At 49.9% G+C, this 17,508-nt stretch carries 15 protein-coding genes; 3 read left to right on the forward strand and 12 right to left on the reverse strand.

Translation table 11 applies throughout. The features are described 5' to 3' along the window. Nucleotides 1-30 precede the first annotated feature (30 nt). Nucleotides 31-4,272, forward strand: coding sequence for a YhdP family protein (locus AC1RJL_RS02180; RefSeq protein ID WP_492911106.1), 4,242 nt, complete (start codon nucleotides 31-33; stop codon nucleotides 4,270-4,272). 425 nt (nucleotides 4,273-4,697) lie between these two features. After that, nucleotides 4,698-6,902, forward strand: coding sequence for a TonB-dependent siderophore receptor (locus AC1RJL_RS02185; RefSeq protein WP_492911107.1), 2,205 nt, complete (start codon nucleotides 4,698-4,700; stop codon nucleotides 6,900-6,902). A 94-nt stretch (nucleotides 6,903-6,996) separates the two neighbouring features. Here the strand turns inward: AC1RJL_RS02185 and AC1RJL_RS02190 are convergent, their stop codons facing one another. The 12 genes from AC1RJL_RS02190 to AC1RJL_RS02245 all read right to left on the reverse strand — a co-directional run bounded on the left by AC1RJL_RS02190 (nucleotide 6,997) and on the right by AC1RJL_RS02245 (nucleotide 16,496). Beyond that, on the reverse strand, nucleotides 6,997-8,049 hold the full coding sequence (locus tag AC1RJL_RS02190; RefSeq protein ID WP_492911108.1) for an acyltransferase family protein: 1,053 nt from the start codon (nucleotides 8,047-8,049) through the stop codon (nucleotides 6,997-6,999). 209 nt (nucleotides 8,050-8,258) lie between these two features. Next, entirely contained in the window at nucleotides 8,259-8,777 is a 519-nt protein-coding gene (yjgA, locus tag AC1RJL_RS02195) for a ribosome biogenesis factor YjgA (protein WP_492911109.1), read from the reverse strand. A 190-nt stretch (nucleotides 8,778-8,967) separates the two neighbouring features. After that, entirely contained in the window at nucleotides 8,968-9,240 is a 273-nt protein-coding gene (locus AC1RJL_RS02200) for an HPr family phosphocarrier protein (RefSeq protein WP_492911110.1), read from the reverse strand. A 3-nt stretch (nucleotides 9,241-9,243) separates the two neighbouring features. Further along, entirely contained in the window at nucleotides 9,244-10,113 is an 870-nt protein-coding gene (gene rapZ / locus AC1RJL_RS02205) for an RNase adapter RapZ (protein ID WP_492911111.1), read from the reverse strand. Nucleotides 10,114-10,124: 11 nt separating this feature from the next. Next, complete coding sequence (gene ptsN, locus AC1RJL_RS02210) at nucleotides 10,125-10,577, reverse strand: PTS IIA-like nitrogen regulatory protein PtsN (protein WP_492911112.1); 453 nt, start codon at nucleotides 10,575-10,577, stop codon at nucleotides 10,125-10,127. Between the two features lie 96 nt (nucleotides 10,578-10,673). Further along, on the reverse strand, nucleotides 10,674-10,964 hold the full coding sequence (gene hpf / locus AC1RJL_RS02215; RefSeq protein ID WP_492911113.1) for a ribosome hibernation-promoting factor, HPF/YfiA family: 291 nt from the start codon (nucleotides 10,962-10,964) through the stop codon (nucleotides 10,674-10,676). A gap of 144 nt (nucleotides 10,965-11,108) precedes the next feature. Beyond that, complete coding sequence (locus tag AC1RJL_RS02220) at nucleotides 11,109-12,764, reverse strand: RNA polymerase factor sigma-54 (protein ID WP_492911114.1); 1,656 nt, start codon at nucleotides 12,762-12,764, stop codon at nucleotides 11,109-11,111. 204 nt (nucleotides 12,765-12,968) lie between these two features. Beyond that, nucleotides 12,969-13,694 (reverse strand): LPS export ABC transporter ATP-binding protein, encoded by a 726-nt coding sequence (lptB, locus tag AC1RJL_RS02225; protein WP_492911115.1) that lies wholly within the window; start codon nucleotides 13,692-13,694, stop codon nucleotides 12,969-12,971. A 6-nt stretch (nucleotides 13,695-13,700) separates the two neighbouring features. Beyond that, a complete protein-coding gene (gene lptA / locus AC1RJL_RS02230) occupies nucleotides 13,701-14,330 on the reverse strand; it encodes a lipopolysaccharide transport periplasmic protein LptA (RefSeq protein WP_492911116.1) in 630 nt (209 codons plus the stop codon). Continuing rightward, on the reverse strand, nucleotides 14,317-14,928 hold the full coding sequence (gene lptC / locus AC1RJL_RS02235) for an LPS export ABC transporter periplasmic protein LptC (RefSeq protein WP_492911117.1): 612 nt from the start codon (nucleotides 14,926-14,928) through the stop codon (nucleotides 14,317-14,319). The genes lptA and lptC overlap by 14 nt, the downstream gene beginning before the upstream one ends. A 3-nt stretch (nucleotides 14,929-14,931) precedes the next feature. After that, nucleotides 14,932-15,474, reverse strand: coding sequence for a KdsC family phosphatase (locus AC1RJL_RS02240; protein WP_492911118.1), 543 nt, complete (start codon nucleotides 15,472-15,474; stop codon nucleotides 14,932-14,934). Nucleotides 15,475-15,524: 50 nt separating this feature from the next. Next, nucleotides 15,525-16,496, reverse strand: a complete 972-nt coding sequence (locus AC1RJL_RS02245) for a KpsF/GutQ family sugar-phosphate isomerase (protein WP_492911119.1) — start codon at nucleotides 16,494-16,496, stop codon at nucleotides 15,525-15,527. Between the two features lie 306 nt (nucleotides 16,497-16,802). On the opposite strand from AC1RJL_RS02245, the gene AC1RJL_RS02250 reads away from it, so the two are divergent. Continuing rightward, nucleotides 16,803-17,426, forward strand: coding sequence for an MlaC/ttg2D family ABC transporter substrate-binding protein (locus AC1RJL_RS02250; RefSeq protein ID WP_492911120.1), 624 nt, complete (start codon nucleotides 16,803-16,805; stop codon nucleotides 17,424-17,426). Nucleotides 17,427-17,508 lie beyond the last annotated feature (82 nt).

Here is a 17,508-nt window from a genome sequence, read left to right on the forward strand (position 1 = left end):
AGCCATCCTGTGCCCTGGAACAAGTAACGAATGACACGTGCTTTAGGCAAGTTGGTGAAATGGTTTTACTTCCTGATTGCTATCGCCCTGATTTTATTGGCGGTGTTGGTGCAATCCGGGCGGAGCTTTTCCCATTTGTTGGGCGATTATGACCAGAGTATCGCCTCCTATCTCTCTTCCAAACTCAATGCACAGGTGGCGATTGGCAGTATCGAGGCCGATTGGAGTGGATTGAAGCCGGGCGTTGTCATCCAGAATTTCAGTATCAAGAGCCACGCTAACCAGCCGATTGTCGCTTTTAAGCAAGCGCGGTTACGCTTCGACATTATCGAATCCCTGCTTAACTTCCGCCTGGTCTGGAACAATCTCTCGCTGAACCAGGTCGATATGACCTTTGTCCAAACTGTCGATGGTTTCTGGCAGATTCCGGGTTTACCCCAGCGTGCCGATGCCGACCAGCCGGAAGTGCACCTGGATGCACTCATGGACATGTTGCTGCTGTCCACTAAAATTGAATTCCAGAGCAGCCATCTCAGCTTCCGTTTTATCTCGGGTAAAGAAGTAGTACTGGATTCACCCTACCTGCTGTTTGAAAACGCGGGCGATTTCCATCGTCTTTCCCTGCAAGTCGATGTCGATGCGCAATCGCGCAGTATCTATCTGGTGATGGAAGGTAAAGGCGATCCACGCGATATCGATGACTTCCGCAGCCGTGGTTATTTGCAACTTAACCGCTTCCCTACCAGTGAACCTATCGCGGCTGCCAATGCTTTCTTGCTCAGCGGCGCGGATGCATCCAGCTTGCAGAGTGAAGGCATGGTAGATGCCAATATCTGGTTTGAAACCCGTACCGGTGGCAAAGGCTACGATTTATCCGGTCGCCTCGGTTTGCAACGGCTGTCGCTGCCGTTGGGTGAGCGCCGTATATCGTTGGATAACTTCTCCACCGATCTGAACGGTTTTTGGTTGCCGGGCGGCCAATGGCGGTTGGGCTTGCAGCAAGTCAAGGCGAGCATTGGTGAACAGAAGATTACCGATGTGAATCTCGCGGTTGCTGCGGGCGGTTTTAACAAGCCGCTGCAAATCAGCCTCGATAACCTTGATCTCGCGCGCGTGAACGACATGCTTGGCAGTATTGGTGCATTGGGTGAAGGTAGATTGCATGACATATTAAAGGCACTTAACCCGCGCGGCCAATTGCATAATCTGCAACTGACATTGCCGGTAAAGCAACCCAAAGAATGGCAACTGCGTGCCAATCTGGTGCAGGTCGCCACCAATGCCTGGCAAGGCGTTCCGGCGCTGGCCGGTGTTGATGGTTATGTGCAGGCTGGGCAAAAAGGCGGATTTGTCGATATAGATTCGCGCCAGCATTTCTCCATGCATTATTCACCTACCTATAGCGCGCCAATGGAATACGATCGCGCCAAAGGTCAGGTAGCATGGCATCTGGAGCCTGAAAACAACCAGATTTATGTCAACAGCGGCCAGTTGGAGTTTCAAAAAGGTGACGAGCTGGCGCGCGGATATATGTGGCTCTCTTTGCCCTGGCAGCGCAACACTGGCGATATCGATCTCTATTTGCAGATAGGTGCGCGGCAGCTTAATGCCAGTCTCTACCAAAAATACACGCCGGCAGTTGTACCTGAATCCTTGCTGGATTGGCTGGAGCAAAGCGTGGGGACAAAAAATCCGGGCATAGCTACCGAGGCCGGTTTTGTCTATCGCGGTACGCTCAATACCAAAAGTCCGATGGCACGCACTTACCAACTGTATTTGGATATCGAGGATGCAGAGCTTAATTACCATCCGGGATGGCCGGCGCTAACCCAACTCGATGGCCGTTTATTGGTTGGCGATATGAATATTTCCGCCAGCGTGACCGATGCCGGTCTTTACACCAGCCGGGTTAAACAGGCCGAAGTGCGGGTTAATCCGCGCGCTATGGGCAAGGGTTCGTTGCTGCAAGTCAACGGGCAAATCGCGGGTGCTGCGAGCGATGGTATCCGCGTATTGCGTGAGGGCATGTTGCGCCAGTATCTCGGTAGCAGCATGGATTCATGGAATATGCAGGGTGAGATGCAAGCACAGCTCGAGCTGGCTATTCCCATCGGCACCGGCGAGGAAAAACCGGCAGGCGCACATCAACAGGTGAGCGTGGATTTACAGGTGCCGCAGTTTGAATTACAAAACCTCAACCTCATCGCCAATGATTTAACCGGACACATCAATTACAACAGCGACACCGGCATCAGCAGCGATACCCTCCATGCCCGCTTTTTCGACCACCCGGTTGAAGTGACATTAAGCACCCGCAAACTGGACGATTACAGCCAGACCCTGATTGACATCAGCGGCGCGGTTGATACGCAACAACTTGCATATTGGAGCAAGCGCCCGGAGATTATGTTCCTCAAAGGCAATCTCCCTTATAAGGCATTGGTTGAACTAAACCATCGCCCGCGTGCCGAGAAAAACCTGGTTGGATCAAGCCCGGAAGATGTGCTCGCTTCCCGGCAATCGGCGGCAGATTTTGCGCGGGACGCATTTGCAGCCATCACCATTACCAGCAATCTGGCCAATGTGGCGGTTGATTTACCTGAACCCTATGGCAAGCCCGCCACCGATCAGCGCCCGCTGGAAGTTAAGCTGTTGCTGCATGAAAGTCAGGCACAGATCGATGTGCATTATAACGATGACATCCAGGCGCTGTTCCGCACGGATCGAGTACGTAACAACAGCTTGCTCAACGCCAATATCGCCTTGGGTAGCGAGGCTACATTCAGCGAGAAACCACAGTTCCTCGTGTCCGGTTATTTACCGGGCATTGATCTGGATGCATGGAAAGAAGTGCAGGGGCGCTACAAAACCTATACCGAGCACTTGGCTCCGGTTGTTGCCCAAGGAGTGAATGCGCCGCAGTCCGCCGTGCCGGCGTTAATTGCAAACAACGAAGCAGAAGGGCAGATCGCCGGTTTGCCGTTCCGCGCGGAATTAATATTGGGGCAATACGAATTAGGTTCCTTGAAACTGGAAAATCTCAATGTGGTTGCCGTTCCGGTGCGTATTGGCTGGCAGTTGGATCTGAAAAACACCATCGTCGAGGGCAGGGTGCTGGTTCCCGATAGCCGTTTTAAGCCACTGCAGGTAGATCTTGTCCATCTCTCATTGACCAAAGAAATCCTCGGGCTGGCTGCGACACCAGATGTACCTTCGGTTGCCTTGGGCACTGGCGAAACGAATGAAACAGTGGCGCCCGCACAGGAATCGGTTCCGGCGCCGCGCGAAGTCATCGACCCACGAAAATTGCCTTTAGCCAATATCACCGTGGGCTCACTGTTGCTGGATGGCAACAATTACGGTAACTGGTCGCTACAATTGCGCCCCAACAATTTGGGGGTGGTGATTGGTAATATCCGCGGCAGTATTCGCGGTGTGACTATTACCGGCGCCGATGGTGCAGCGGAAGGTGCCAAGCTGATTTGGCAAGATAGTCCGCAAGGTGTGCAGTCCCGGTTTATCGGTAATCTGGAAGCGGGTGATATGGCTGTCGTGTTGCGTGCCTGGGATAAACCCGACACTATTGAAAGCCATGCGGCGCGCTATCGCACCGATTTGTATTGGCCCGGCTCGCCGCAGGATTTCGGTTTAGTGAATCTCAGCGGCGAGATGACCATCTGGCTGGAAAAAGGCCGCTTCAAACGCGATGCCAGTGCGGGCGACGGTATTCTCCGTCTGATGTCAGTATTGAATTTCGACTCACTCGCACGCCGTATGCGCCTCGATTTCTCCGATCTATACAAAAGCGGTTTGGCCTACGACGAGATCAACGGCAAGGTGCGCTTTAATCAAGGCATCCTGGTATTTGAAGAGCCATTGTTAGTTCGCACGCCATCGAGCGGCCTGCAAATGGCGGGTACGATTAACTTGCGCAAAGAGACCATTAATGCCCGTCTGGTCGCCACTTTACCGGTTGCCGGTAACCTCACCTTCTTCGCGGCATTGGCAACGGGTTTACCGGCGGCTGCCGGTGTTTATCTGGTAAGTAAACTGTTTAAGAAACAAGTCGACCAAGCCACCAGCATCAGCTACACCATCAAAGGCGGTTGGGATGATCCTCGAATGAGTTTTGATCGCTTGTTTGAAAGCGAAAAAAGCTTGCGCGACAGTGTCAATAAAAAAGAAGAAGAGCAAACTCAAAAAAGTGACAGCATGACCAAGAAAGAGGAGGAGCCAGTGTTTAGTCCGGGCGATGGCCACGCCACAGAATAAAGACTCGTTCGAATTTTTTAGCGGTTGATGAATGTGTTCAGCGATGATTGACAACTAAAATCTGTAACCTGGTTACTTCAAACTCCCATTCTACATTTGCTCTGTATATTCGCCTCAAAATTCTATGGCTTGCCCTCAATGCTGATTCCTGTCAAAACTGTTCAATCACACTTATATTTTTATAATAAAAACTCGATATAAAATATAATATCAAATGACATATTTTCTTGTTTTTTGTTAATTTGCCCTGATGTCATGGCGTAATTATTGCCAAAATGGATTTTTTTGACCAAAACAGCACATTAATACGATTTTAATTGATAACAATTCGTATTATTAAATAAAATGGGCGCCGCCTGCTACCCCCTACTAAGCGTGTCAGATCCGGTGGCTCCACCATGTCCTGTCCCGAAGGAAATCCCGCAATGTTATTAATCAAAAAACCGATGGCCTTGGCTATCAGTGTGCTCTGTGGCGTTGTTATCTCAGGTTCGGCACTGGCCGCTGAGACTGTGCAATCGGAATCTACTGCATCTACCAACAGCAAGCCGGCAAAGACAAAAAAACCGAAAGTTGAAGAAGTTATCGTCACAGGGAGCTATACCACCCAATCCATGAATGGTGCGACCGGTCTGAACATGACCCTGCGTGAGACTCCGCAAACTGTCACATTAGTGACTAGTCAAATGATTGAAGACAAAGGCTTGGTGGATATGGAACAGGTACTTGACCATGTTCCCGGGGTGAGCAAATCCGGCGATGCATCGGAATACAGCATTATGTATGTGCGCGGTTTTCAGTTGGATACCGGTGTGCAAGTAGACGGTATGATCACCACTCCGGCTAACTCTACTTACTCCGGTGATGCGAGCCAGAGTATTGATCCTATCCTCGCTGAGCGCATTGAAATTTTAAAGGGTGCTGCGGGGATTTTGGGCGGGCAGGGTGAGCCATCGGCTACAGTCAACATGATCCGTAAACGTCCGACTGAAGAGTTTCAGGCATCCTTGAGTGGATCGTTGGGTAATTGGAATACCTACCGCACCGAGGGTGATGTAGCTGGCCCATTGAATGAATCGGGCAGTGTACGCGGACGTTTTATCGGTTCTTACATGGATGGCGACTCTTACATTGCCCGCTACTCGCGCGATAAGTCGGTGATCTACGGCATCGTTGAAACCGACGTTACGGAAAATACCTTGATCTCTGTTGCCATCGATAAAACCAAAGTGAATTCGCGTGGCGTTTACAATTGGAGTTCCAACCCGGCGTTTTACACTGACGGTACTTTGATTAACCATGATGTATCTTTTTCGACTGGTCACGAGTGGGCGCACCGCTTTATCGAGCAGTGGAGCGTAATGCCCTATGCTGAACACGAATTTGAAAGTGGCTGGAAAGTGAAAGCGGCTTATCGTTATGCGAAAGCAACACAGGATGTGAGCAACGCCAGCTATGGTGCTTACGTGGATAAAGAGACCGGTGATCTGGTAGATCGGTCAAAACCATATTCGTTGTTTTCAGGCCGTAAATCAGATACTGAAAGTTTTAACATAGTCACCAACGGTGGCTTCTCGCTCTTTGGTCGCGACCATGAAGTGGTATTGGGATATAGCTACAACAGCAACGAGTTTGATTTGCAGTTTGATTACGCCGATATGCCGGTATACAACCTAAATAATCCAAACCCTGCTGCACCTGATTACTCTGGTCCATCATCTCCTTATGGTGCATCACAATCATTGGAAGTGGGTGAGCAATCCGGTACCTATGCAACTGTGCGTTTCAAGCTCGCTGATTCGCTTAAATTTATGTTAGGTGGACGCGTAAGTGACTGGAGCTACGATAATACAGATCTGCTCAATAACACTCGTGTCAGCACTTCTGAAAACAATGTATTCATTCCCTACACCGGTCTCGTCTATGACGTAAATAGTTTCCTCTCTATTTACACCAGTTTCACCGGTATTTTCTTACCCGTTCAACAATATGGAGCAGATGGAAATGTGCTTGACCCTACTGAAGGTACTAACACCGAAGCGGGTATCAAAATGGCATTTTTTGATAACAACTTGAATATTTCCGCTGCGGTTTATCGTGCGAATAAGGACAACGTTGCTGAATGGGCTGATCAGGGAACCTTGCCAAATGGTAATTGGATTTACGAAAGTATCGACGGGATCAAAACCGATGGTTATGAAGTGGAAATTGCCGGAGCATTGACTGAGAGCTGGAATATCAGCGGCGGTTACACCGACAATAAGGCGGAAGATAAAGAAGGTAATCCTCGGCAGACTTATTTGCCCACCAAGCAATTTAAAATCACTAACAGCTACAGCTTTATTAGTGGTTTAACCCTTGGCGCCAGTGCCCGTTGGCAAAACTATTCTTACGGTGATGCCATCGTCCCAGCTGCGATCAGCACAACGGGTGAAGCAATTGCGGTAAAACAAGAACAACCATCTTATTGGTTGGTGGATGTAATGGCTCGTTACTCTGTTAACGATTCGTTCTCGGTTTCACTTAACATTGATAACCTGTTTGATGAAATCTACAACCGTTCTATGTGGGGCTATTCTGATTTCGGTGATACCCGCAGTGCGACCGTGGGCATGAAATACCGTTTCTAAGCCCGCATGGGAATCAGGAAAGTGATAATTATCTCGCATAAAAAAGCCAGCTCCTAAAAGAGCTGGCATTTTTTATAAATTTTCAATGTTGTTTTTATTTTTGGATTTCAGTTTTAGGCAGCAGTGCACGCTTTAAGACTTTTTGTAGTGGTCTCTCGACACAACGATGGATTAGCCAAGCCGCAATCAGCATGAATATCACCACGCCGGTAACTAACACCCATCCCGGCATCAAGTCATGCCAGGCATTAAACATCATAAAACCAATATTCTCATGCAGTAGATACAGCGGATAAGTCAGCACGCCCAGATAATAAAAACGCGGGTCGCATAACAGTCCGGTTTTACGCAGGGCAATCACCGCCATAATTGCAAAAAATAGCAGCGTTGATATGACGGATACCCACACATTGAAATCCGTTTTGTACCAACCGATCATCAGTTCAGTAAACACCTGATTTTGACGCACGCAGAAGATTACGCTTAGCAACAGGAGTACACCGTAGCCCCACTGGAAGCCGCGCGATCTCACCAGATAGAGCACGCAACCACAGGCAAAATAACCCGCCCAGTGCGGAAAACCGGCAACGAATGTTTCAACGCTGGCGGCCAGTGGTGTTCCCAGTGCGATGATGGATGCAATCAGTACGGCACCGCAAAACCAGGGTAAGAAGCGCAGCAATCGTAACCAAACCATTACTAACACGAGCGCGTAGAATTTTAATTCAATCCACAGCGTCCAATAAACACCGTCCACCAGGGGCACATCAAACCCATTCTGCAACATGGTCAGGTTGACGAGAAAATGCGACCAGCTCACCTGAAATGCCGGTTGGTTAAACAGCACGGCAGCGCCCGCCGTCAATATGACGCACAACCAATAGGCGGGATAAAGACGCACAAAGCGCGAAACAATAAATTCGCGCGGCTTACCATCCTCGGCACTGAGTAAAATCACGAAACCGCTAATGATAAAAAAGAAATTAATCCCCAAATACATGTAGCGCCCGTACTCACCAAATGCATCAGTGCGTGGCGCCGGCGCAAAATCCAACACTGATCCGACAAAGGTGTAGTGAAATAGCACTACCAGAACTGCTGAAACAAGGCGCAGTAAATCTATTTCGTAAAACCGATTGTTATTCATCAATTATGCCCGCAGAAACAAGAATGCCGCAGTGTAATTGAGCGCCAATTATAAGCTCCAGTTAATATCTGTTAACTGCTGGTAAAGCATTGTTGGCAGTAATTTGTATGCTCAAGATGAAGATGTTCTGCCCTAAAATAAGTATTTCGACCTAAATTAAGTCGAAAAAAAGCCGCTGAAATCAGCGGCTTTTTTATCCCTGCAATTTTTTAATCTTGCAGTTCGAGTTGTTCACGAATAAACGCAAACAATTTGCGTGCGCTTGCGGGTGGCTTGTTTTCTTCGCGCTCTTTTTGCGCACTGCGGACTAATTGACGCAGGTGCTGCACATCAATGCCGGGGCAAGAAGTTACCAGCGTTTGGAATATTTGCTTGTCACCTTCAATCAACAGATCGCGGTAGCGCTCGATTTGATGCTGGCGATGGATGTACAGATCGCTGCGGTTTTGCATTTTATCAACCGCTGCCTTGATTTCCTCATGATTGCCTTCACGCATCAACCGGCCGATGTATTGCACTTGGCGGCGGCGGGCTTCTTTGGGCGGTAATTTGCGCGCGATATAAATAGCGTCGAGCATGGTATCGCTCAGCGGAATGCTGGCGAGCTGTTTTTCATTCATATCAATCAGGCTTTCACCCAGCGCTTGTAAAGCGTGCATATCGCGTTTTACCTGCGATTTGCTCAGGATGTAATCATCGGGATTGATGTCGTCGTAGTTGTAGGCCATAAAAATTACTGTACCTGGCGCGCGCAGGGCGCAATTGGATATAACAGCTGGCGCTTGGACACCAAGGCTGGGATGCCGTGGATGGTCGCTGAGCCGGAAAAGGTCGCGCAGCTTAGTGCAGAAAAGCAACAACAACAACCGCTTTTACCATTAACCGGGTGCGCAGGTTACTGTTATAACGATAGTTCGTTTATTCGCCTTCTTCAAAGCGATCGGCAATCAGCGCACGTATGGCGCAAATTGCAGCGTCGGCATCATCACCTTCGGCGCTGACCTCCAGGGTTGTGCCACAGCTGGCGGCAAGCAGCATTAATGACATAACGCTCTTGGCATCGGCCCAGCTACCTTCGCCCACGCGAGCGGATACTTTTGCCTCAAACCGGTTGGCAAGGGTGGCCAGTTTGGCGGCAGCGCGTGCGTGCAAGCCGCGTTTGTTGATGATATCGAGAGTTTCAGTCTGCATAATCTAGTGTTTTTTGTGCTTGTTAATATCGCGATGGCGAACCTGGACATCGCTAAAACTGTGGTCGAAATGTTTTTGTAACCGCTCCGATAGATACACAGAGCGGTGTTGGCCCCCGGTACAGCCAATCGCGATGGTAATGTAGCTGCGGTTATTGGCTTGGTAACGCGGCAACCAGCGAGTGAGGTAATGCTCGATGTCGTCGTACATTTCCTTCACTGTCACCTGCTCTTCCAGGAAGTCGATAACCTCCTGGTCTTTGCCAGTTTGCGGCCGCAGGTTGGGTTTCCAATGCGGATTGGGCAGGCAACGCGCATCGAATACCAGATCGGCATTCACGGGAACTCCGTGTTTAAATCCGAAAGATTCAAACAGGATTGCCATAGTCGATTCGCTGCGGCCAACTACTCGTTCTTTCACCAGGTCGCGCAACTCGTGCAGGTTCAAATGACTGGTATCAATCACTTGATCTGCACTGTCGCGAATAGGCTCTAGTAGAGTTTGTTCAGCAGCAATCGCCTCTTCTAAACTGGTGTGTTTATCTGACAGCGGATGCTTGCGTCGGGTTTCACTAAAACGCTGAATAAGTACGGCGGGTTGTGAATCCAGAAACAGTGTCTGGAATGGCAGGTGCGCTTCTTTAAGGGTACTGATCATTTGTGGGAAGATTGACAAATCTTGCCATGCATTGCGCACATCAATACCAATCGCAAAGCGATGTTGGTCATCTTTATGAATCTGGATCTGGGCCACCAGTGCGGGCAATAGGCTGACAGGCAGGTTATCGATACAGTTAAACCCCACATCCTCAAGGACATGCAGTGCTGTACTTTTACCTGAGCCGGAAAGGCCGCTGACAATCACCAGATGCATAATTGGTCCTGTTAAGGAGCGGCGAGTGCCGCTTGGTAGAGCGCTTCATTGCTTTTGGCGGCGCGCAGGGTTTGGCGATAATCGGCATTATTCAAAGCTGCGGCAAGTGCCGCGAGGGTTTGCAAATGTTCGCTATGGGCATCTTCCGGCACTAACATGGCAAACAATATATCGACGGGTTGTGAGTCGATTGCATCAAAATCAATCGGGTCTATCAACGTGATCAGCGCCCCGACGGTGCCGTTGCAATGTTCAGCGCGGCAGTGGGGAATGGCGATACCGTGGCCAATGCCGGTCGAGCCCAGACGTTCGCGGCCAATCAGGCGGCGAAATAAATCATCGGCATCAATTTCGGGAATGTCCTGCGCAATGGTGTTGGCTAGCAACTCCAGCGCGCGTTTTTTACTGCCGCCTTCGACACCGCAGAGGGTTCGGCGAGGGGTGATCAGATTTTGAATTTGCATGACTGGGTGATGCCGGGCATCTCTCGCTGGATAATGTGGTCATCGCTTATGGCGATGACAGCACAGGTTCAGTTAACAGGTTGGTGCATGCGCCGATTAGCGATGGCTGCGCATTTTTTCTTTGTGTTTAATTAATTGGCGATCAAGCTTATCGGTCAGTAAATCGATTGCGGCGTAAAGATCGTCATGGGACGCGTCGGCATGTACATCTTTGCCGCTTACGTGAATGGTGGCTTCTGCCTTTTGAATAAGTTTGTCGACTGAGAGGATAACGTGTGTGCTGGTGATGCGATCGTGATGATGGGTCAGGCGCTCCAGTTTACTGGTGACATACTCTTTCATTGAATCGGTAACTTCTACATGGCGACCGCTGATATTTATTTGCATAGATACTTCCTCTCGCTAGAAATAAAACAGTTGCAACCTGCACAACCTCTATTACATCTGTGAATTTATGATCCGAACTTTATTCAATATTCAACATTCAACTACATTCGAAAAACCGTCGCACTACAAGTGACCAGTAATGTATTAAATAGTTTTACGCTCGTTCGACGGTGGAATATTGAGGGACTCGCGATATTTCGCAATGGTACGGCGCGCCACTTGAATACCTTGCTCGGCGAGCAGATCGGTAATTTTGCTGTCGCTCAAAGGTTTTTTGGGGTTTTCTGCGCTCACCAATTTTTTAATAATCGCGCGAATCGCAGTTGATGAGCATTCGCCGCCACTATCAGTACTTACGTGGCTGGAGAAGAAATATTTCAGCTCAAAAATCCCTTGCGGTGTATGCATATATTTCTGCGTGGTGACACGCGAAATAGTAGACTCATGCATTTCTACAATTTCAGCAATATCGTGTAGCACCAATGGCTTCATTGCTTCAGGACCGTAGTCCAGGAAGCCGCGTTGTTTTTCCACAATACAACTCGCTACTTTCAGCAAGGTTTCATTGCGGCTCTGCAAGCTCTTCAGGAACCAGCGTGCTTCTTGCAGGTTATCTTTGAGGAAGGTGTTGTCAGTGCTGGAATCGGCGCGCTTCACCATAGAAGCATAGTCCGAATTAATCCGCAGGCGTGGTGCAATATCCGGATTTAGTTCAACTATCCAGCGGCCATCACGTTTTTCAACAAACACGTCGGGAATAACATATTCCGTGTCGCCGCTCGCAATCATATCGCCCGGGCGCGGATTCAAGCTTTGGATTAGCGCTACAGCGATGCTGAGTTCTGCTTCCTTGAGTTTGGTGCGGCGCATTAACTGGCGATAATCGCGGCTGCCGAGTATTGGTAAATATTGCCTGGCGATTAACTTGGCTGAATCCAGGAATGGCGTTTTAGGATCGAGTTGTTGCAGTTGCACCAGCAGGCATTCGGAGAGATTTTGGCTGCACACGCCGCAGGGGTCGAATTGTTGCAGGCGGTGTTGTACCGCTTCGACTTCATCGAGTTCAAGCTCTTCGAAATCGCCGCGCATACCTTCAAAAATTTCTTCGACGGTGATGGATAGCATGCCACTGGGTTCTACCGCATCGATAATGGCCATCGCCAATACGCGGTCGCGATCCGACATAGGTGTCAGGTTCAGTTGCCACATCAAATGATCGTAGAGTGAGTCAGTAGCCGCGCGACGGCTTTCGAAGTCATTGTCTTCGTTGTCGTAATTGCTTGAGCTGCTGCTGGATGAGGATTGGTAAACGTCATCCCAACTGGTGTCTACCGGCAAATCGCTGGGGATTGATTCATTCCATTCGCCATTGTCAGTGCTAAAACTATCTCCGTCGCCATAGACATCGGAATCGCCGAAGGATTCGCTTTCACCAAAGCTTTCGCCCTCGCCAAAACTTTCACCTTCCGAATAGCTATTGCTCTCGGCGTAATTATTATCGGCGGTGGCGGAGTAACTTTCGCTGGCAGTGAAATCAGTGCCATTATCGGCGCCGGCTTCGGCAGCAATTTCCAGTTGACGGGTGTAATCCGCTTTATCTAACTCACTGCCTTCATATTCGTTGGCGGCGCTGGGCGAATCAAAAGCTTCTTCGATCTCCAACATTGGATTGGACTCGAGTGCTTCCTGGATTTCTTGTTGCAAGTCTAACGTCGATAATTGCAGCAAGCGGATCGCCTGCTGCAATTGCGGAGTCATGGTCAGCTGTTGGCCGAGTTTAAGCTGGAGAGATTGCTTCATTATGTGAACGACAAACCCTTATAACGCAGGATGGAAAACATCAGTTATGTGGAGTTTAGTCAGGGTTGGCCGCGCAAGCAATAAGCTTAAGCAAGCTTTATGCCTAATGGGCAAAGATTGTTACTTGTCAAGTCGTTTATGTGGGGTCTATTGTGCTGGTGACGGGCGGTCGGTAACACTTAAGGCGACTAGTTAAAGAGGTGTTTACAAGCGGAAATTTTCACCCAGATAGACTTGGCGCACTTTGCTGTTGCTTAGCACTGTCTCGGCATCGCCTTCGGCAATGATATGGCCTTCACTGACAATATAAGCGGTTTCGCAAATATCCAGCGTCTCACGCACATTGTGATCGGTGATAAGCACACCGATACCGCGATCTTTCAGATGGCGGACAATCTCCTTGATGTCATTCACCGAAATAGGGTCAACACCGGCAAAGGGTTCATCGAGCAGGATGAACTTGGGGTCGGTCGCCAATGCGCGGGCAATTTCTACCCGGCGGCGTTCACCACCGGACAGCGCCATACCCAAGCTGTCGCGGATATGGGTGATGTGAAATTCATTCAACAACGATTCAAGCTTTTGCTGGCGCTGTTGACGGTCGAGATCATGACGTGTTTCAAGGATCGCCATAATATTATCGGCGACCGTCAGCTTGCGGAAAATCGATGCTTCTTGCGGCAAATAACCAATACCGGCGCGGGCGCGGCCGTGAATCGGTAGCTGGGTAATATCGCGGTCATCGATCAACACGGTGCCATTATCAGCGGGAACCAGGCCGGCAATCATATAAAAACAGGTGGTTTTACCGGCGCCGTTGGGGCCGAGCAAGCCGACGATGCGGCCGCTTTCCACGGTGATCGAAACATCAATTACAACCTGGCGTTTTTTGTAACTTTTGGCGAGATGGCGCGCGTGCAAGCTGGGCATAAGGTATCAGTCTGATGATGCGGTTGATGAGGCGGCGGACGAACTGGCTGATGCCGGGCTTTGGGACTGGCTTGGCGAAATAATCTTGATGTCGTCACCGGCTTTGCCACCTTTGGGTGGAATTACGATTTCAATGCGCTGGCCACCACCACTGGCGGTATTATTGCCGGCGGCCTTCATTACTTCTTTAACCAGATCGTAGTCGATATGCGGGCCGCTCATGACGGCGCCATTCTGTTCAACGGACGCATTTTCGACCAACAATAAATGCTCGTTGTTCGGCGTGTAAGTAATTTGCTTGGCTGCTGCAGTCACCACACCTTGATCTTTTTCCGGTTGTTGCTGGAAACGGGCGGGGCTTCCGGTGGCAATCATTTTCTCGACGCTGCTGTCGGAGTTGGTATGAATCACGATGGAGTCCGCCGAAATCACCAGCGACCCCTGGGTAATTTTTACCGATCCGGTATAAGTGGCCACGCCGTTTTTCTGGTCGACTGTCAAGTTGTCGGCTGAGCCGCGAATAGTTTCATTTTTGTCAGTGGGCAAGGCATAGGTAGCGACGCTGTAACTGGCGATGAGTGCGGTTAGCGCGAGCGCGACTGGCGATAATGTAAAACGGAATTTAGCGGGGATCATAAACAGCCTTAACCTGGGACTTTAACTGAAGCCGACTCTGCGCCAGGTCGGCATCCATACCTTTTGCATCTATCTGACCTTTAGCGCTGCGCATCTTAACAGCTTTGTCAGTTTCCGCGAATTGTTCACGGGGGCGCACATGCAGTTCGCTGGTGGTAATTTGGATCAAGCCCTGGGACGGAGTCTGTTGTTGGATAAGAACATTTTCGAGCAGGCGAATCAATTGACCGTTGCCCTCACTGCGTCCGATAGTGGCAGTTACTAACCAGGGCGCATTGGAATCGGCATCATGGAAAGCCATATTAGGCTGCTCGATCAAGGTGTAATCAGTGTCTGACGGCACATCCGGATTCATTTGGTAATGGGTGACTTGGGGAGTCGTCAACTGGTAATGCAATTTACCTTGCACATCAAATTCGCGCGTCTCCACTTCCTTCATATAAATCTGCGGGAAGCCGCTGGGCTCATATTCATAACCAACCACATCTACTTTCTGGCGCAGCGAAAAAGCAAAAAAGCAGAGGACTAAAGCAAATGCCACCAGCCACGGAACAGGCACGTATTGAGGAATTTTTTGGGCGCGTTCCAAAAGTTTCATTGCTTAGTGTTCACCCTTGATTGCCAGATAAGATGCCAGCATTACGTCGAAAGTATCCTGCGCCTGCATGATTAAATCACAAGCTGCGCGTACTGCGCCTTCACCACCGCGCTCGCGGCTTTGCCAATGTGCGCGGGCGGCTACACTAACGTGGGCATTAGCAACAGTAAATGCGAGTCCAACACGGGTCATTACTCCCAAATCCGGCCAGTCATCACCCATGAAAGCGATTTCGTCCAATGCGAACGGGTGTTCTTGCAGGATTTCCTGCATGGCCTCCCATTTGTCTTCACGGCCTTGTACCAGCAGGGTAATGCCCAGATCGCTTGCGCGGCGGGCGACCAGATTGCTGGTGCGGCCGGTGATAATGCCTACTTTAACGCCGGTTTTCTGTAACGCCTTGATGCCTTGGCCATCAAGCGTGCTAAACGATTTAAGTTCTTCACCCTGGTTGCCGAAATAAAGGCGGCCATCGGTCAGTACGCCGTCGACATCCAGTAATAGAAGTTTGATGCGCGCGGCGCGTTCGCGTAATTCGGGGTTCATGCAGCGATTCCAGTGCTGCTGATCAATCGCAATTGATCAGCTTTTTTTGATTAAATAATGCCTGCGCGCAGCAAGTCATTGATTTTTACGACACCCACCAACGCTTTTTGTTCGTTGGTGACAAGTAATACGTTAATTTTTGCCTGCTCCATTAATGCCAGTGCTTCTGCAGCCAGCGTATTGTCGCGCAGCATTTTTGGGTTGGTATTCATCAATTCCCCGACACTGGCGGTGCGGATATCTACACCCTTGTCGATACTGCGGCGTAAATCGCCATCGGTAAAGATTCCGAGCAGATCTCCGGCAGGACTCATGACAGTTGTCATGCCAAAACCCTTCTCCGACATTTCCATCAATGCACCCAGCATCGGCGTTTCCGGAGTTACACGCGGGATGTCATCGCCGCCGTGCATCACATCGGCAACACGTAACAATAGCTTGCGCCCGAGTGCACCGCCGGGGTGGGAAAAAGCAAAGTCTTCGGCGGTAAAACCGCGCGCTTCAAGCAGTGCAATCGCGAGGGCATCGCCCATCACCAGTGTCGCTGTAGTGCTGGAGGTGGGGGCGAGATCGAGCGGGCAGGCTTCAACAACGACGCTGATATCCAGGTTGACTTCAGCCTCTTCGCCCAGTGTAGATTGTGCATTGGCACACATGCTGATGATTTTAATTCCGGCGCGTTTCAGCAGCGGCAACAAGGTGACGATTTCGTTTGACGTGCCCGAATAAGAGATGGCGAGCAAAATATCGTTCTTGGTGATCATCCCCAAATCGCCATGGCTGGCTTCGCCCGGGTGTACAAAAAAAGCAGGAGTACCGGTGCTTGCAAGGGTCGCGGCGATTTTTTTGCCGATATGACCGGATTTGCCCATGCCGGTGACAATCACACGCCCGGCACAGTTAAGGATCAGGTCGCAAGCGGTAGTAAATTGGCCATCGATACGGCTGGTTAAAGCAGTTACCGCCTCGGCTTCCAGGCGGATGGTGCGCAAAGCAGAGCTGACGTAATCAAAGGCAGCCATATAACAATTCCACAATAACGGTTCAGCGGTTCCGGGGTGGGCATTATAACGGGCATGAATGGTAAGGCGAGGGATGTTTACGTCTTTTTTCCTGCGCGCAGGTTATCCGTGTCCGGATCTAAATGGTATAGTGCGCGCCGCAAGCCTGCTCACCGCGCCTCCGGTTAATAAACCGCCACATCCAATAAGCACGCATAAAGAATGGCACCATAAGGAATTAGCGCTGTCTGAGTTTCGGTACCTTCATGCAGGTACATTGCCATCTCTGACTTAATGACCACATCTCAATTAATGGAAGGTTTTACGATGAAATATATGCTCACCAAAATGTATGGTGTTGTATTCGGTTTAGTCGCGCTGTTCAGTGTCAATGCGATCGCGCAAGCACCGGCAGCTGCTGCCCAATCTCCGCAGGCAATTGTGGAATCGGTTGCGCAAAAGTTATTCGATTTGGTAAAGGCTAAAAACGCGGCCAAAACAGCAGACGATGCTTACTACAAGCAAGTTGAAGGCGCTCTCGTCGGTGTTGTTAACTTCCCTTTTATCGCCGCATCAGTGATGGGCAAAGATACCTATGCCAAAGCAACGCCCGCCCAGCGCGAGCAATTCCAGAAAGTATTTAAAGACGGTATGGTGAAATCCCTTGCCAAAGGCGTGCTTGGTTATGCCGACAGCAAAGTCACCATCGCCGGTGTAACTGAAGCAAACCCTACCCGCGTAGTGGTGAAGCAGGAAGTTGCAGCAGAAGGCGCTACCCATAAGTTGGATTACACCATGCAGAAAGCAAAAAACGGCGAGTGGAAGTTGATCAATGTGATCCTTAACGGTGTGAATTTGGGACAATCATTCAGTGGTCAATTCAAGGCTGGCCTGAAAAAGTACAATGGCGATGTTGATAAAGTCATTGCCAACTGGTTAGTTGATGCCTAATCAGTGATTGCGGTGGTTGATTGCTGACGAAAACCCCGGCCAAGTGTCGGGGTTTTGCGTTATGGGGTGGGGTTTTCGGGTG

This window comes from Cellvibrio sp. GW822-FHT04B05, assembly GCF_058800985.1.

Excerpts from the sequence above, each read along its gene's own strand:
- AC1RJL_RS02220 (WP_492911114.1), bottom strand. The coding sequence starts at position 12,764 with ATGAAGCAATCTCTCCAGCTTAAACTCGGCCAACAGCTGACCATGACT.
- ptsN (WP_492911112.1), bottom strand. The coding sequence starts at position 10,577 with ATGCAAATTCAAAATCTGATCACCCCTCGCCGAACCCTCTGCGGTGTC.
- AC1RJL_RS02185 (WP_492911107.1), top strand. The coding sequence starts at position 4,698 with ATGTTATTAATCAAAAAACCGATGGCCTTGGCTATCAGTGTGCTCTGT.
- rapZ (WP_492911111.1), bottom strand. The coding sequence starts at position 10,113 with ATGCATCTGGTGATTGTCAGCGGCCTTTCCGGCTCAGGTAAAAGTACA.
- hpf (WP_492911113.1), bottom strand. The coding sequence starts at position 10,964 with ATGCAAATAAATATCAGCGGTCGCCATGTAGAAGTTACCGATTCAATG.
- lptB (WP_492911115.1), bottom strand. The coding sequence starts at position 13,694 with ATGCCCAGCTTGCACGCGCGCCATCTCGCCAAAAGTTACAAAAAACGC.
- AC1RJL_RS02245 (WP_492911119.1), bottom strand. The coding sequence starts at position 16,496 with ATGGCTGCCTTTGATTACGTCAGCTCTGCTTTGCGCACCATCCGCCTG.
- AC1RJL_RS02240 (WP_492911118.1), bottom strand. The coding sequence starts at position 15,474 with ATGAACCCCGAATTACGCGAACGCGCCGCGCGCATCAAACTTCTATTA.
- AC1RJL_RS02200 (WP_492911110.1), bottom strand. The coding sequence starts at position 9,240 with ATGCAGACTGAAACTCTCGATATCATCAACAAACGCGGCTTGCACGCA.
- AC1RJL_RS02180 (WP_492911106.1), top strand. The coding sequence starts at position 31 with ATGACACGTGCTTTAGGCAAGTTGGTGAAATGGTTTTACTTCCTGATT.
- AC1RJL_RS02190 (WP_492911108.1), bottom strand. The coding sequence starts at position 8,049 with ATGAATAACAATCGGTTTTACGAAATAGATTTACTGCGCCTTGTTTCA.
- yjgA (WP_492911109.1), bottom strand. The coding sequence starts at position 8,777 with ATGGCCTACAACTACGACGACATCAATCCCGATGATTACATCCTGAGC.
- lptA (WP_492911116.1), bottom strand. The coding sequence starts at position 14,330 with ATGATCCCCGCTAAATTCCGTTTTACATTATCGCCAGTCGCGCTCGCG.
- AC1RJL_RS02250 (WP_492911120.1), top strand. The coding sequence starts at position 16,803 with ATGAAATATATGCTCACCAAAATGTATGGTGTTGTATTCGGTTTAGTC.
- lptC (WP_492911117.1), bottom strand. The coding sequence starts at position 14,928 with ATGAAACTTTTGGAACGCGCCCAAAAAATTCCTCAATACGTGCCTGTT.